The 12802-nt window shown below is 63.5% G+C and carries 12 protein-coding genes; 4 read left to right on the top strand and 8 right to left on the bottom strand.

Annotated elements, in window-relative coordinates:
• The coding region (locus tag JZZ72_RS06915) for a lysylphosphatidylglycerol synthase transmembrane domain-containing protein (RefSeq protein ID WP_210014212.1) at window positions 1–779 on the top strand (779 nt) is incomplete at its 5' end.
• 50 nt (window positions 780–829) lie between these two features.
• On the opposite strand, the gene purU is transcribed toward JZZ72_RS06915, so the two are convergent.
• Entirely contained in the window at window positions 830–1678 is an 849-nt protein-coding gene (gene purU, locus JZZ72_RS06910) for a formyltetrahydrofolate deformylase (protein ID WP_043862127.1), read from the bottom strand.
• Window positions 1679–1978: 300 nt separating this feature from the next.
• Here purU and mvaT point away from each other — a divergent pair, with 300 nt between their 5' ends.
• A complete protein-coding gene (gene mvaT / locus JZZ72_RS06905; RefSeq protein ID WP_043862126.1) occupies window positions 1979–2356 on the top strand; it encodes a histone-like nucleoid-structuring protein MvaT in 378 nt (125 codons plus the stop codon).
• Window positions 2357–2428: 72 nt separating this feature from the next.
• Here mvaT and sbcB read toward each other — a convergent pair whose 3' ends face one another.
• The 3 genes from sbcB to JZZ72_RS06890 all read right to left on the bottom strand — a co-directional run bounded on the left by sbcB (window position 2429) and on the right by JZZ72_RS06890 (window position 4807).
• The gene (gene sbcB / locus JZZ72_RS06900) at window positions 2429–3862 is read right to left on the bottom strand and encodes an exodeoxyribonuclease I (RefSeq protein ID WP_043862125.1); all 1434 of its coding nucleotides are present in this window, start codon (window positions 3860–3862) and stop codon (window positions 2429–2431) included.
• Window positions 3863–3900: 38 nt separating this feature from the next.
• Window positions 3901–4260, bottom strand: coding sequence for a PilZ domain-containing protein (locus JZZ72_RS06895; RefSeq protein WP_043862124.1), 360 nt, complete (start codon window positions 4258–4260; stop codon window positions 3901–3903).
• Between the two features lie 157 nt (window positions 4261–4417).
• Complete coding sequence (locus tag JZZ72_RS06890; RefSeq protein ID WP_043862123.1) at window positions 4418–4807, bottom strand: tetratricopeptide repeat protein; 390 nt, start codon at window positions 4805–4807, stop codon at window positions 4418–4420.
• Between the two features lie 203 nt (window positions 4808–5010).
• On the opposite strand from JZZ72_RS06890, the gene pyk reads away from it, so the two are divergent.
• Window positions 5011–6462 carry a pyruvate kinase gene (gene pyk, locus JZZ72_RS06885; protein ID WP_043862122.1) on the top strand — a complete coding sequence of 484 codons (1452 nt, stop codon included), beginning with the start codon at window positions 5011–5013 and terminating at the stop codon, window positions 6460–6462.
• 608 nt (window positions 6463–7070) lie between these two features.
• Here pyk and JZZ72_RS06880 read toward each other — a convergent pair.
• On the bottom strand, window positions 7071–7997 hold the full coding sequence (locus JZZ72_RS06880; protein WP_210014211.1) for an iron-sulfur-binding ferredoxin reductase: 927 nt from the start codon (window positions 7995–7997) through the stop codon (window positions 7071–7073).
• Window positions 7990–9102 carry a GGDEF domain-containing protein gene (locus JZZ72_RS06875; RefSeq protein WP_054914813.1) on the bottom strand — a complete coding sequence of 371 codons (1113 nt, stop codon included), beginning with the start codon at window positions 9100–9102 and terminating at the stop codon, window positions 7990–7992. Before JZZ72_RS06875 ends, JZZ72_RS06880 begins: the two co-directional genes overlap by 8 nt.
• 283 nt (window positions 9103–9385) lie before the next feature.
• Between JZZ72_RS06875 and JZZ72_RS06870 the strand changes: the two genes are divergently transcribed.
• Window positions 9386–10909: a fumarate hydratase gene (locus JZZ72_RS06870; protein ID WP_088515529.1), complete on the top strand. Its 1524-nt coding sequence runs from the start codon at window positions 9386–9388 to the stop codon at window positions 10907–10909.
• Window positions 10910–11020: 111 nt separating this feature from the next.
• Here the strand turns inward: JZZ72_RS06870 and JZZ72_RS06865 are convergent, their stop codons facing one another.
• On the bottom strand, window positions 11021–11602 hold the full coding sequence (locus JZZ72_RS06865; protein ID WP_043862118.1) for a DJ-1/PfpI family protein: 582 nt from the start codon (window positions 11600–11602) through the stop codon (window positions 11021–11023).
• A gap of 41 nt (window positions 11603–11643) precedes the next feature.
• On the bottom strand, window positions 11644–12801 hold the full coding sequence (locus JZZ72_RS06860) for a phospholipase D-like domain-containing protein (protein ID WP_054914815.1): 1158 nt from the start codon (window positions 12799–12801) through the stop codon (window positions 11644–11646).
• Window position 12802 lies beyond the last annotated feature (1 nt).

The raw sequence follows: 12802 nt of genomic DNA, 5'->3' as shown, positions 1-12802 counted from the left end.
GCCTGGGGGTGGTCATGGCCACCGAGTTCGCCATCTGCTCCACCCCCGGCGGCAGCGGCGGGCCATTGGCGCTGGTGGCCCTGCTGGCCAGGCACCGGGTGCGCCCGGCCCAGAGCAGCGCGGTGTTCGCCATGGACCAGCTCAATGACCTGGTGTTCTTCCTGTGCGCTATGTTCGGGATTGTCATCTACATGCTGTTCCACCGCTTCAGCGCAAGCATGCAGGGCATGCTGCTGGCCAGTGCGCTGATGATGTTCGCCGGCCTGCTGGCGGGGCTGGCGATACTGCGCTGGCGCCGCGGGTTGATGCGTGCGATGGGCCGGCTGCTGCGGCGGTTGAAGGTACGTGACGCCACGTGCCGACGCTGGGCGCGCAAGGTGCTGCACTTCTTTCGCGCGTTTGCCGCCACCTGGCGCCTGCCCAAGCGGGTACTGGCGCTGGTGTTCGGGCTCACCTGCCTGCACTGGGCGCTGCGCTACAGCGTGCTGTACCTGGTGTTGCGCGGGCTGGGGACAGACCTGCAGTGGGTGTCGAGCTTTCTGGTGCAGATGCTCGCCCTGAGTGCCGGCCAGTTCAGCCTCTTGCCCGGCGGGGCTGGCGCGGCGGAGTTGACCTCGGCGACGCTGCTGACGCCCATGGTGGGCAAGTCGACCGCGGCAGCGGCGATTCTGATATGGCGGGTGGTGACGTACTACTTCTATCTGGTGGTGGGCGGCCCGGTGTTCGTCTGCCTGCTGGGCAAGCCGCTGCTGGAGCGGTTGCGCCTGGCACGGCGGTAGACACGCGTTGTGCCCTTCGCCAGCAAGGCTGGCGAAGGGCCGGTGCGGTCCTAGAACACCACCGTCTTGTTGCCGTGCACCAGCACGCGGTCTTCCAGGTGATAGCGCAGGCCGCGGGCCAGCACCATCTTCTCGACGTCGCGACCGAAACGCACCATGTCCTCGATGCTGTCGCTGTGGCTCACACGCACCACGTCCTGCTCGATGATCGGGCCGGCATCCAGCTCTTCGGTCACGTAGTGGCAGGTGGCGCCGATCAGCTTCACGCCTCGCATCGACGCCTGGTGATACGGCTTGGCCCCCACGAACGACGGCAGGAAGCTGTGGTGAATGTTGATCACCTGCTGGGCGTATTCCTGGCACAGCTGTGGCGGCAGGATCTGCATGTAGCGCGCCAGCACCACCACGTCGGCGGCATGCTCCTTGACCAGGCGCGACACCTCGGCAAATGCCGGCTGCTTGTTCTGCGGGTCGACCGGTACGTGGTAGAACGGAATGCCGTGCCACTCGACCATGCTACGCAGGTCGTTGTGGTTGGAGATCACGCACGGGATATCGCAGTCCAGCTCGTTGCTGTGCCAGCGGTGCAGCAGGTCGGCCAGGCAATGGGACTCGCGGCTGGCCATCAGCACCACGCGTTTCTTCTGGTCGGTGTCGGTAATGCGCCACACCATCGAAAACTCTTCGGCAATCGGCGCGAACGCTTCGCGCAGCGCCTCGATGCCGAAAGGCAGGGTATCGGCACGGATTTCGTGACGCATGAAGAACCAGCCGCTCAGGTCATCGGAATGATGGCTCGCTTCGGTGATCCAGCCGTTATGGGACGCCAGAAAATTACTGACTTTGGCGACGATGCCGACACGGTCGGGGCAAGCGATCACCAGCCGATAGGTGCGCATGAGAGGGGCTCCAGAGTTCGCAAAGGCGCGTATTCTAACGACTGCCCGGAAAAACTGCAGTAGTGATTGCATACCGTGTATCACAACCTCACACCGCAGCCAGCCTGGGCTTGCACCTCGTCAAGGGCACATTAAAGTTATTTAACAATTGAAGCGGATAATTGGGAGTATCTCGTCACAATACCCTTTCAATTATGAAGGTATTCCGCAATGACGGCGGTTTAATGTTTACTTGTATTAAGTGTCTGACTATTATTGCTGCACCGCTGTCCTGCGTCCCTTCCCTCCAAGGAATACCTCATGTCCCTGATCAACGAATACCGCGCTACCGAAGAAGCCATCAAAGAACTGCAAGCCCGCCTGAAGAACCTGTCCGAAGACAACAAGCTGAAAACCGAGCTGGAGTTTGAAGCCAAACTGCGCGAGCTGATGGGCGAGTACTCCAAGTCGCTGCGCGACATTATTGCTCTGCTGGACCCTGAGGCCAAACTGAACAAGGCCCCTCGCGGCCCGGTTAAAACCACCGGCACCAAGCGTGCACGCAAGGTCAAGCAATACAAGAACCCGCACAATGGCGAAGTCATCGAAACCAAAGGTGGCAACCACAAGACACTCAAAGAGTGGAAAGCCAAGTGGGGTGGTGACGTAGTAGAAGGCTGGGCGACCCTGCTCGGTTAATCGCTGGACACTGTAACCCGGTTACAGGTCAGCCCAAAACGCCAGCATGCTGGCGTTTTTTATTGCCTGCAATTACTGCAGGGCAAACCGTTCGCGCAAGTTCATGGCATGGGCTCGCCATTGCGCCAGCAACTCGCGCTGCGTGGCATCGGCATCCAGCCAGGCGCTCTGCAATGCCTGCTCGAAGCCTTCAAGGGTATTCGGAGCGCCCATTGCCGGGTCGCTCAGGCGCTGCTGGCAGAACCCGAGCCAACGCTGGCGCTCCTGTGCATCCAAGGTCTGCGGAAAATTGCGCGCACGGTAGCGAAACAGCAACTCCGGCAATCGTGCATCGTCGAACATCCACTGACCCGTGGCTAATTGCTCGGGCTCCACGGTTCTTACTTGTTCACACAGGCGTCGGTCGCGATCACCGATAAATCCGTCATACAGCTGTTGCTCGGGGTCTTCGCTCGGGGCGAATTCCTGACTGTCATAAATAGCGCTCAACTTGTTCTGCCACACGGCCTGGGCGGCACTCAACTGCTCGGCGCGCTGTTGATACAACGTCATATCCAGGCCAAGGCGTTGCTGATCTTCACCGCGCAATACACTCAAGGGCGCGACCACCGGGCAGCGATTGATCTGAATTAATTTCAACGGTACCGGCAATTGTCCCTCGGACATTTCCTCGCGTCGGGTGTACAGACGCTGACGCAACACTTCGGCATCTTCCGTCAGCAATGGGGCGATATCCTGATGCAAGTCGCACACAATCAGCGCATTGCGATTGCGTGGATGCCAGGCCAGGGGCAGCACCACGCCAAGATAATTACGTGCCGCAGAAAAGCGTCCGGAAATATGGACAAGCGGTTGCAACAAACGCACTTGATCGAGGACTTTCTGCTTGCTGCGCAACTGGAACAACCATGCATACAGCCTGGGTTGCTTCTCGCGGATCAAGCGCGCCATTGCCAACGTGGCACGCACATCCGCAAGCGCCTCGTGCGCCTGCCCGTGATCGATGCCATTGGCCGCCGTCAGCAACTCCAGCTTCAGGCTCACCTGGCCGTCGCGCTGCGGCCACTGGATGCCATCGGGGCGCAGGGCGTAGGCAGTGCGCACCACATCGATAAGGTCCCAGCGGCTGTTGCCGCCCTGCCACTCGCGGGCATAGGGGTCGAAAAAGTTGCGATACAGGCTGTAACGCGTCACTTCGTCGTCGAAACGCAGCGAGTTGTAGCCGGCCCCGCAAGTACCCGGGCGCGCCAGCTCGGCGTGCACCCGGGTCATGAACTCGGCTTCGCACAGGCCCTGGGTGGCCAGCTGCGCCGGGGTAATGCCGGTTATCAGGCACGCCGCAGGGTGCGGCAGAATATCGTCGGCGGGTTGGCAGAAGAGGTTGACCGGCGGCTCGATCTCGTTGAGGTCCAGATCGGTGCGCACCCCTGCCACCTGCAGGGGCCGGTCGCTGCGCGGGTTGATACCGGTGGTTTCATAGTCGTGCCAGAAAATGCTGGAGCTCACGGCGTCGTCCTGAACAGAAAATCTGCCGGGAGTCTACCTCAGGCCGACGCACTCAACGGGTGGAAGCTGAAATAGTTGCGCAGCGACGACACCAGCTCGTCGTATTCGCGAGGGGCCTGCAGCAGCATGAAGCCGGAATCGTAGTGCCCCGGGTTCTCGTCTTCGTGGCACCACAGGCAGCTGGCGGTGAGGTTGATCACGTGCAGCGCACCGGCGCGCCCGGGCACCTTGAGCTGCAGTTCGAAATCGGGGCCCACCAGCAGTGGCAGGTCGCTGATCAGCATCAGGCCGTCTTCGGACACATTGCCCAGATAACCGATGGGCAACCCGGTAAACCGGTTGAAGACCTTGAGGTAATACGGGAGCAGGTGACGCTCGATTCGACGTTCGGTAAACATGATAGGAGTCGCTGTCGAAGACCCTTGAGCAGGGTCGCGCTGGATCGTTCTGGTGTACCGCATGTACCTCACAAGCCTAGCGCAACCTGACTGCCCCGTCACATTCGGACCCGCGCACTTTAGTATTAACGTCAGTATCGACGTCGTTGCGCGGCCATCAACGCCAGGGGGTGCTGCTGGCCGGACGGGCGATGGCCGGCTCGCCATTGGGGCGATAGTGGCCAAGCTGCTCGAGGGTCTGCAGGCGGGCGCGGGCACGGTAGGCGTACTCGTTGCGCGGGTACTGGGTGATGATGTACTGGTAGGTCTGCGCCGCATCCACATAGAGCTTCTGGCGCTCCAGGCACTGACCGCGCAGCATCGACGCCTCGGGGTGGATGAACGGGCGCGCACGGCTGGTGCGGTCGACCTGCGACAGCTCGAGCATGACCTGCTCGCAGTTGCCGCGATCATAGGCGCGGTAGGCATTGTTCAGGTGATGGTCCATCGACCAGCGGGTGCAACCGACGACACTGGTCGCCAGGGCTAATACGATCAAGGCTCGCATGGGGGGTCTCCTCTACTGAGCAGTGTATCGGCGCTTTCCTTGAAAGCTATAGGAGGAACAGCGGCAAGCGGACTGCATTGCGCTTGCCGCTTGCCACTCGTTCAAGCGCCCCTCCTCCTCCCACCAAGGTAGTGCAAAGGAACAATGACTACAGCGATTTTCCGGAGTAGCCTTTCGCTGCGCTTCACTACAGGAGTCTGTGCATGACCATCCGCCGCACCAAAATTGTCGCCACCCTTGGCCCCGCCAGCAACTCGCCGGAAGTTATCGAGCAACTGATCCTTGCGGGTCTGGACGTCGCTCGCTTGAACTTCTCGCACGGCACCCCGGACGAGCACAAGGCTCGCGCCCGCATGATCCGTGACATCGCTGCCAAGCATGGCCGCCACGTCGCGCTGCTGGGCGACCTGCAAGGGCCGAAGATCCGCATTGCCAAGTTTGCCAACAAGCGAATCGAACTCAAGGTCGGCGACCGCTTCACCTTCTCCACGGCTCACCCGCTCACCGAAGGCACCCAGGATATCGTCGGCATCGACTACCCGGACCTGGTAAAGGACTGCGGCGTGGGTGACGAACTGCTGCTCGACGACGGCCGCGTGGTCATGCGCGTCGAAACCGCCAGCGCCGACGCCCTGCACTGCGTGGTGCTGATCGGCGGCCCGCTGTCGGACCACAAGGGCATCAACCGTCGCGGCGGCGGCCTGACCGCCCCGGCCCTGACCGAGAAAGACAAGGCCGATATCAAGCTGGCGGCCGAGATGGACCTGGACTACCTGGCCGTGTCGTTCCCCCGTGATGCCAGCGACATGGAATACGCCCGTCGCCTGCGTGACGAGTCCGGTGGTACGGCCTGGCTGGTGGCCAAGATCGAACGTGCCGAAGCCGTGGCCGACGACGAGACCCTCGACGGCCTGATTCGCGCCAGTGATGCAGTGATGGTGGCCCGTGGTGACCTGGGTGTGGAAATCGGCGACGCCGAGCTGGTGGGCATCCAGAAGAAGATCATTCTGCATGCACGCCGCCACAACAAGGCGGTGATCACCGCGACCCAGATGATGGAGTCGATGATCCAGAACCCGATGCCGACCCGTGCCGAAGTGTCCGACGTGGCCAACGCCGTGCTCGACTACACCGACGCGGTAATGCTGTCGGCCGAGAGTGCTGCCGGTGCCTACCCGCTCGAGGCGGTACAGGCCATGGCGCGGATCTGCCTGGGCGCCGAGAAGCACCCTACCAGCAAGACCTCCAGCCACCGCATGGGCACGCAGTTCAGCCGTTGCGACGAGAGCATCGCGCTGGCGGCCATGTACACCGCCAACCACTTCCCGGGTGTGAAGGCGATCATTGCCTTGACCGAGAGTGGCTACACCCCGCTGATCATGTCGCGTATTCGTTCGTCGATCCCGATCTTCGCCTTCTCGCCGCACCGCGAGACCCAGGCGCGGGTTGCGATGTTCCGTGGCGTGTACACCGTACCGTTCGACCCTGCGGCGCTGGCGCCGGAGCAAGTCAGCCAGGCGGCGGTGGACGAGCTGCTCAAGCGTGGCGTGGTCGAGCAAGGTGACTGGGTCATCCTGACCAAGGGTGACAGCTACCACACCATCGGTGGCACCAATGGCATGAAGATTCTGCATGTCGGTGATCCGTTGGTCTGAAGCTGACCGGTTGTCACTAGAGCCCCGCCTTGATGGCGGGGCTTTTTTATGGGTGCGATACGCCGGTGCCGGTGATCTTGAGCTGGCTTTGATCTGCCGGCCCTTCAGAAGGCCGAGTGGAGTCGCCATCCAGGCTGGATAATCTCTCGACTCTGGATCAGTGGTTCCAATGACAGCAAGCATATCCAACATGAATACAGACGCCGAGGGCCCCTTCCGCTCTTACAGCGGCTTACTTTTTTCTTGGAAAAAGTAAGCAAAACCGCTCCGTCCATCATCAGGCCCTACGCTTCGCTACGGGTCCCCTCCCTCCGGCGCCGCTCCGGGGGCACGCGACCCGAGTTGCAAGCAACTCTAACAGTCGCTCGCTTCGGCTAACGCCGAAGGGGCTTCGCCCCGCCCCCTGCACGACACCTCCACTCGGCCTTCTGGGGGACGGAAGATCAAAATCAAAAGCAGATCAAGATCAAGATCAAGATCAAGATCAAGATCAAGATCAAGATCAAGATCAAGATCAAGAGCCAGAGCCAGAGCCAGAGCCAGAGCCAGAGCCAAGGCCAGCGCAAACGCCGCAGGAGCCTGCAGTACCTCCTTATGGGAATAGGAGCTCAGGCATGCCCCACGAATACATCCGCAAACAGCTGATTACGCGGCAACCCCGCCAGAAACATCCCACGCGCAAACCGCTCCACACTCGACGCAGAGCCACAAGCCAGCGCAATCGTCTGACGCGATGCCAGACGCATCGGCCCCAACTCCTCCGGTATCAGCAACTGCACCTCCACCTGCGGGTACCGCCGCGCCAGGTCATCCAGCTCTCGCTGCAGGTAATGCCCACCCGCCTCGCTCGCCACATGCACCACCCTGATCGCCCCCTGATGCTCCTGACGCAGCGCCTCGCGCACAATCCCCCACAGTGGCGCCAGCCCGGAACCCGCCGCCAGCAGCCACAACGGCCGGGCCTGCCAGTCCGGATCGTAATGCAGCGCGCCACCGCGCAACTCCCCCAGGCGCACCAGGTCGCCCACCTGCAACCCCCGCGCCGCGCTGCAGAACGCCCCGGCATGCCGACAATCCAGGTGAAATTCGAGCCATTCATCCTCGCCCGGCACGCTGGCCAGCGAATACGGTCGCGCAACACCATGCACGCTCCACAGCACCAGATGCTGCCCCGCCTGATACCGCAACGGCCTGTCCGGTTGCAGGCGCAGGCGCAGCACCTGCGCCCCCAGCCAGTCCAGCGCGACGACCCGCGCCGGCGCCCCATCGCGCACCGGGTCGAACACCGCTACCTGCAGGTCACTCTCGACCCGGCACTGGCAGGCCAGCCGCCAGCCCTCCAGGCGCTTGCCTTCGCTCAGCGCATCGGGCCTGGCATCGCCCGGCACACCCGCCAGACAGCGCACCAGGCAAGCATGGCAGCTCCCCGCCCGGCAGCTGTAGGGCACGCCCACGCCAGCCTCGTTCAGCGCATCCAGCAGGTTGCTGCCCTCGGCCACCTGCCAACTGCGCTCACCTACGCACAACTCAGGCATCCACCACCTCCCAGGCCGGCACACAGCGATTTCGGCCGCTGCGCTTGGCGCGGTACAGCGCCTGGTCGGCACGGTGCAATGCATTGTCCAGGTCATCCTCGGCTGTCAGCAGGGTCATGCCGACCGACAGGCTCAAGGGCCCCACCTGCCCCTGCATCGCCGCCGAGGGCAACGCACCAAAGGCCTGACGCAGACGCTCGCAGCAATGTTCCAGGGCCTGGGCCGTGCAATCGGGCAACAACAGCACGAACTCCTCGCCGCCATAGCGGGCCAGCACCGCAGCGTCGCACAGGTGCTCGCTGGCAACCTGGGCAAAAGCCTGCAGTACCCGGTCGCCGACCGCATGCCCGTGGGCGTCGTTGATGCGCTTGAAATGGTCCAGGTCGATCAGCGCCAGACCATGCCGGCTCCCCATGGGCATGCTGGCCAGGGCATCGCTGGCCAGGCGCAGAAAATGCCGGCGGTTGAACAGGCCGGTCAACTCGTCGGTGGCCACCAGTTCCTCCAGTTGCCCCATCATGCCGCGCAGGGTGTCCTGGTGCGCCTGCAGGGCGATGCGGCGCTGGCGCATGCGCTGGCGCGAGGCCTGCACGTAGCGGGCATACAGGCACAACCAGCACAGCACCACGAACAGCGTGCATACCTGCAACGCCGCCAGCGCCGGGTCCGACAGGCGCCCGTTGCCCCACTCCCACAGGTTCAGGCCGAGAAAGCTGCACAGCACCACCAGCGCGCAGCGGGTGAACGAACGGCCGTTGAGGTGGAACAGGCCGAACATCAGGATCAACGGGTACAGCACCAGGAAGGTGCCACGGGCCTGGTCCAGGTTGGCCAGCAGCCAGGTTTGCCAGGCCGCTGCCAGCAGCACCTGGAACTCCGTGAGGCTGGGGTCGCGCCAGCGCAGGTTGACGCCACTGGCAAACACCCAGCCCAGCCACGCCAGGTTGAGCACCAGCAGCACACTGCTCGCGCCGATGACCGGCACCGGCGCCTGCACATGCCCGCCCAGCACGGCGACCCAGGCCAGCAGCAGCACCAGCAGGTAACTGCCGGCAGCCAGCAGGAAACGCTTGAGAAGAAGCTTTTGCAGAGCGGTTTCGGTCACGGGTGACTCACCAGGCAGCCGAGCGGCAGCGGTTGTGACGGGGGGCAGTCGGTACTGTAGGACGTGTTCGAAATAATTGCCACGCAAAAACAGTGCCTGGCAGCAGGCGACCATGGTTGGCCGCACTGGCGCGTGTACCGGCAGGCGATGCGCGCTATACTGCCGCGCCTTTTTGCGTCGGCCACTGCGTGTCGGCGCGCCTTGAAAGGTCATTGCGACGCCTCGGCCCGTGAACGTCGCGATACCTTAATGAATGTTCCCGTCTTTAAGAGGAGCGCGCTGCATGACCGTGATCAAGCAAGACGACCTGATTCAGAGCGTTGCCGACGCCCTGCAGTTCATTTCGTACTACCACCCCGTCGATTTCATCCAGGCCATGCACGAGGCCTACCTGCGTGAAGAGTCGCCGGCTGCGCGCGACTCCATCGCGCAGATCCTGATCAACTCGCGCATGTGCGCCACCGGCCACCGGCCGATCTGCCAGGACACCGGTATCGTCACCGTGTTCGTGCGCGTCGGCATGGACGTGCGCTGGGATGGCGCGACCATGAGCCTGGACGACATGATCAACGAAGGCGTGCGTCGCGCCTACAACCTGCCCGAGAACGTGCTGCGCGCCTCGATCCTGGCCGACCCGGCAGGTGCCCGCAAGAACACCAAGGACAACACCCCGGCCGTGATCCACTACTCGATCGTCCCTGGCGACAAGGTCGAGGTGGATGTCGCGGCCAAGGGCGGCGGTTCGGAAAACAAGTCGAAGATGGCCATGCTCAACCCGTCCGACTCGATCGTCGACTGGGTGCTCAAGACCGTTCCGACCATGGGCGCCGGCTGGTGCCCGCCGGGCATGCTCGGCATCGGTATCGGCGGTACTGCCGAGAAGGCCGCGGTGATGGCCAAGGAAGTGTTGATGGAGTCCATCGACATCCACGAGCTCAAGGCCCGTGGCCCGCAGAACCGCATCGAAGAGATCCGCCTGGAACTGTTCGAGAAGGTCAACCAGCTGGGCATCGGCGCCCAGGGCCTGGGCGGCCTGACCACCGTGCTCGACGTCAAGATCATGGACTACCCGACCCACGCAGCCTCGCTGCCGGTGTGCATGATCCCCAACTGCGCAGCCACCCGTCACGCGCACTTCGTGCTCGATGGTTCCGGCCCTGCAGAGCTGGAAGCACCGTCGCTGGACGCCTACCCGGAAATCGTCTGGGAAGCCGGCCCGTCGGCCCGTCGCGTCAACCTCGACACCCTGACCCCGGAAGACGTGCAAAGCTGGAAGCCGGGCGAGACCATCCTGCTCAACGGCAAGATGCTGACCGGCCGCGACGCCGCGCACAAGCGCATGGTCGAGATGCTCAACCGTGGCGAAGAGCTGCCAGTGGACCTCAAGGGCCGCTTCATCTACTACGTCGGCCCGGTTGATCCGGTGCGCGAAGAAGTGGTTGGCCCGGCAGGCCCGACCACCGCAACGCGGATGGACAAGTTCACCCGTCAGATCCTCGAGCAGACCGGCCTGCTGGGCATGATCGGCAAGTCCGAGCGCGGCCCGACCGCCATCGACGCGATCAAGGACAACAAGGCCGTGTACCTGATGGCCGTGGGTGGCGCTGCCTACCTGGTGGCTCAGGCGATCAAGAAATCCAAGGTGCTGGCATTTGCCGAACTGGGGATGGAAGCGATCTACGAGTTCGACGTGAAAGATATGCCGGTGACCGTTGCGGTCGACAGCAAGGGCGAGTCGGTGCACATCACCGGGCCTGCGCTGTGGCAGAGCAAGATCGCGCAAAGCCTGGCAGTGGAAGTGAAGTAAGCGCCAGCGCTACAAGCTGAAAGCTGAAAGCTGAAAGCGGCAAGGGAGTGATCCCTTGCCGCTTTTTTGTTGCCTGTACCGGCCTCTTCGCCGGCACGCCAGCGAAGGCTTTCAGAGGGTAATGCGCGTACCCAGCAACCCCAGGAACCCCGCCAGCCACGCCGGGTGCGCAGGCCAGGCCGGCGCACTGGCCAGGTTGCCCTGCACATGCGCCGCCGTCACCTCGATCTCGACGTAACGCCCACCCGCCAGGCGCACCTCCGGCGCACACGCCGGGTACGCACTGCACTCGCGCCCCTCCAGCACCCCGGCCGCCGCCAGCAGTTGCGCTCCATGGCACACCGCCGCAATCGGCTTGCCCGCCTGGTCGATGGCGCGCACCAGTTGCAGCACCTCTTCATTCAGGCGCAGGTACTCCGGCGCACGCCCGCCCGGAATCACCAGCGCGTCGTAGTCTTCGGCACGCACCTGGGCGAAATCGAAGTTCAGGCCAAAGTTGTGCCCCGGCTTCTCGCTGTAGGTCTGGTCGCCCTCGAAGTCATGGATGGCGGTACGTACCGACTGCCCGGCCGACTTGCCCGGGCACACCGCATGCACCGTGTGGCCAACCATCTGCAGCGCCTGGAACGGCACCATCACTTCATAGTCTTCGACGTAATCGCCGACCAGCATGAGAATCTTTTTCGCTGCCATTTCGTCAACTCCTTCTGATGCGGGGGAAAATCGAAAGAACCTCAGTCGCGCCGGTCCAGCAGGTTGACCACTACCCGGTCCAGCCAGCCCCAGATACGCTGTTTCACACGCCGCCACAGCGGCCGCGCCTGCCAGTCGTCCAGGTCGACCTGGCGGCTCAGGGCAAAGTCGCGCTCGAAGCTCGCCACCACGTCGGCGGTCAGTTGCGGGTCGATGGCCTCGACGTTGGCCTCAAGGTTGAAACGCAGGTTCCAGTGGTCGAAATTGCATGAGCCAATGCTCACCCAGTCGTCCACCAGCACCATCTTCAGGTGCAGGAAGCATGGCTGGTATTCGAATATCTTCACCCCTGCCCGCAGCAGGCGCGGGTAATAGCGATGACCGGCATAGCGTACCGAAGGATGGTCGGTACGCGGGCCGGTCAGCAGCAGGCGCACATCGATGCCCAGCGCGGCCGCGCGGCGCAAAGCCCGGCGCACCTTCCAGGTGGGCAGAAAATACGGCGTGGCCAGCCAGATACGACGCTTGCCGCTGATCAGCGCGCGCACCAGCGACTGCAGGATGTCGCGGTGCTGGCGGGCGTCGGCATAGGCCACCCGGCCCAGGCCCGGGCCTGCAACCGGCACCCGCGGCAGGTGCGCCAGGCCGAAATGGGTGGGTGGGCGCCACGCGGTGCGGCGCAGGTTGGAACGCCACTGGCGATCGAACAGCATCTGCCAGTCGGCCACCAGCGGCCCCTGCATCTGCACCATCACCTCGTGCCATTCGCTGACCGGCTCGCCCGGTGTCCAGAACTGGTCGGTGACCCCGGTGCCGCCGACCACCGCCCAGGCCTGGTCCACCAGCAGCAGCTTGCGGTGGTCGCGGTACAGGTTGCGCAGCCCCCGGCGCCAACGCAGGCGGTTGTACCAGCGCAACTCAACGCCGGCGCCCAGCAGGCGCTGACGCAGGCTCAAGGTAAAGGCCAGCGAGCCGTAGTCATCGAACAGGCAGCGTACCCGCACGCCGCGCTCGGCGGCCTGCACCAGCGCCTGCACCATGGCCTCGGCACACGCCCCGGCCTCGACCAGGTACAGCTCCAGGTCGACCTGGTGCTCGGCACCCATGATCGTCTGCAGCATGCGCGGGAAGAACTGCGGGCCGTCGATCAGCAGTTCGAACTGGTTGCCGGCACGCCATGGAAACACCGGCCCGGCCATT

The organism is Pseudomonas palmensis (assembly GCF_017848315.1).
Classification (GTDB): domain Bacteria; phylum Pseudomonadota; class Gammaproteobacteria; order Pseudomonadales; family Pseudomonadaceae; genus Aquipseudomonas; species Aquipseudomonas palmensis.
This window is presented reverse-complemented; position numbering and strand designations above follow the sequence as displayed.

Excerpts from the sequence above, each read along its gene's own strand:
- purU (WP_043862127.1), bottom strand. The coding sequence starts at position 1,678 with ATGCGCACCTATCGGCTGGTGATCGCTTGCCCCGACCGTGTCGGCATC.
- mvaT (WP_043862126.1), top strand. The coding sequence starts at position 1,979 with ATGTCCCTGATCAACGAATACCGCGCTACCGAAGAAGCCATCAAAGAA.
- JZZ72_RS06895 (WP_043862124.1), bottom strand. The coding sequence starts at position 4,260 with ATGTTTACCGAACGTCGAATCGAGCGTCACCTGCTCCCGTATTACCTC.
- JZZ72_RS06890 (WP_043862123.1), bottom strand. The coding sequence starts at position 4,807 with ATGCGAGCCTTGATCGTATTAGCCCTGGCGACCAGTGTCGTCGGTTGC.
- pyk (WP_043862122.1), top strand. The coding sequence starts at position 5,011 with ATGACCATCCGCCGCACCAAAATTGTCGCCACCCTTGGCCCCGCCAGC.
- JZZ72_RS06880 (WP_210014211.1), bottom strand. The coding sequence starts at position 7,997 with ATGCCTGAGTTGTGCGTAGGTGAGCGCAGTTGGCAGGTGGCCGAGGGC.
- JZZ72_RS06870 (WP_088515529.1), top strand. The coding sequence starts at position 9,386 with ATGACCGTGATCAAGCAAGACGACCTGATTCAGAGCGTTGCCGACGCC.
- JZZ72_RS06865 (WP_043862118.1), bottom strand. The coding sequence starts at position 11,602 with ATGGCAGCGAAAAAGATTCTCATGCTGGTCGGCGATTACGTCGAAGAC.
- JZZ72_RS06860 (WP_054914815.1), bottom strand. The coding sequence starts at position 12,801 with ATGGCCGGGCCGGTGTTTCCATGGCGTGCCGGCAACCAGTTCGAACTG.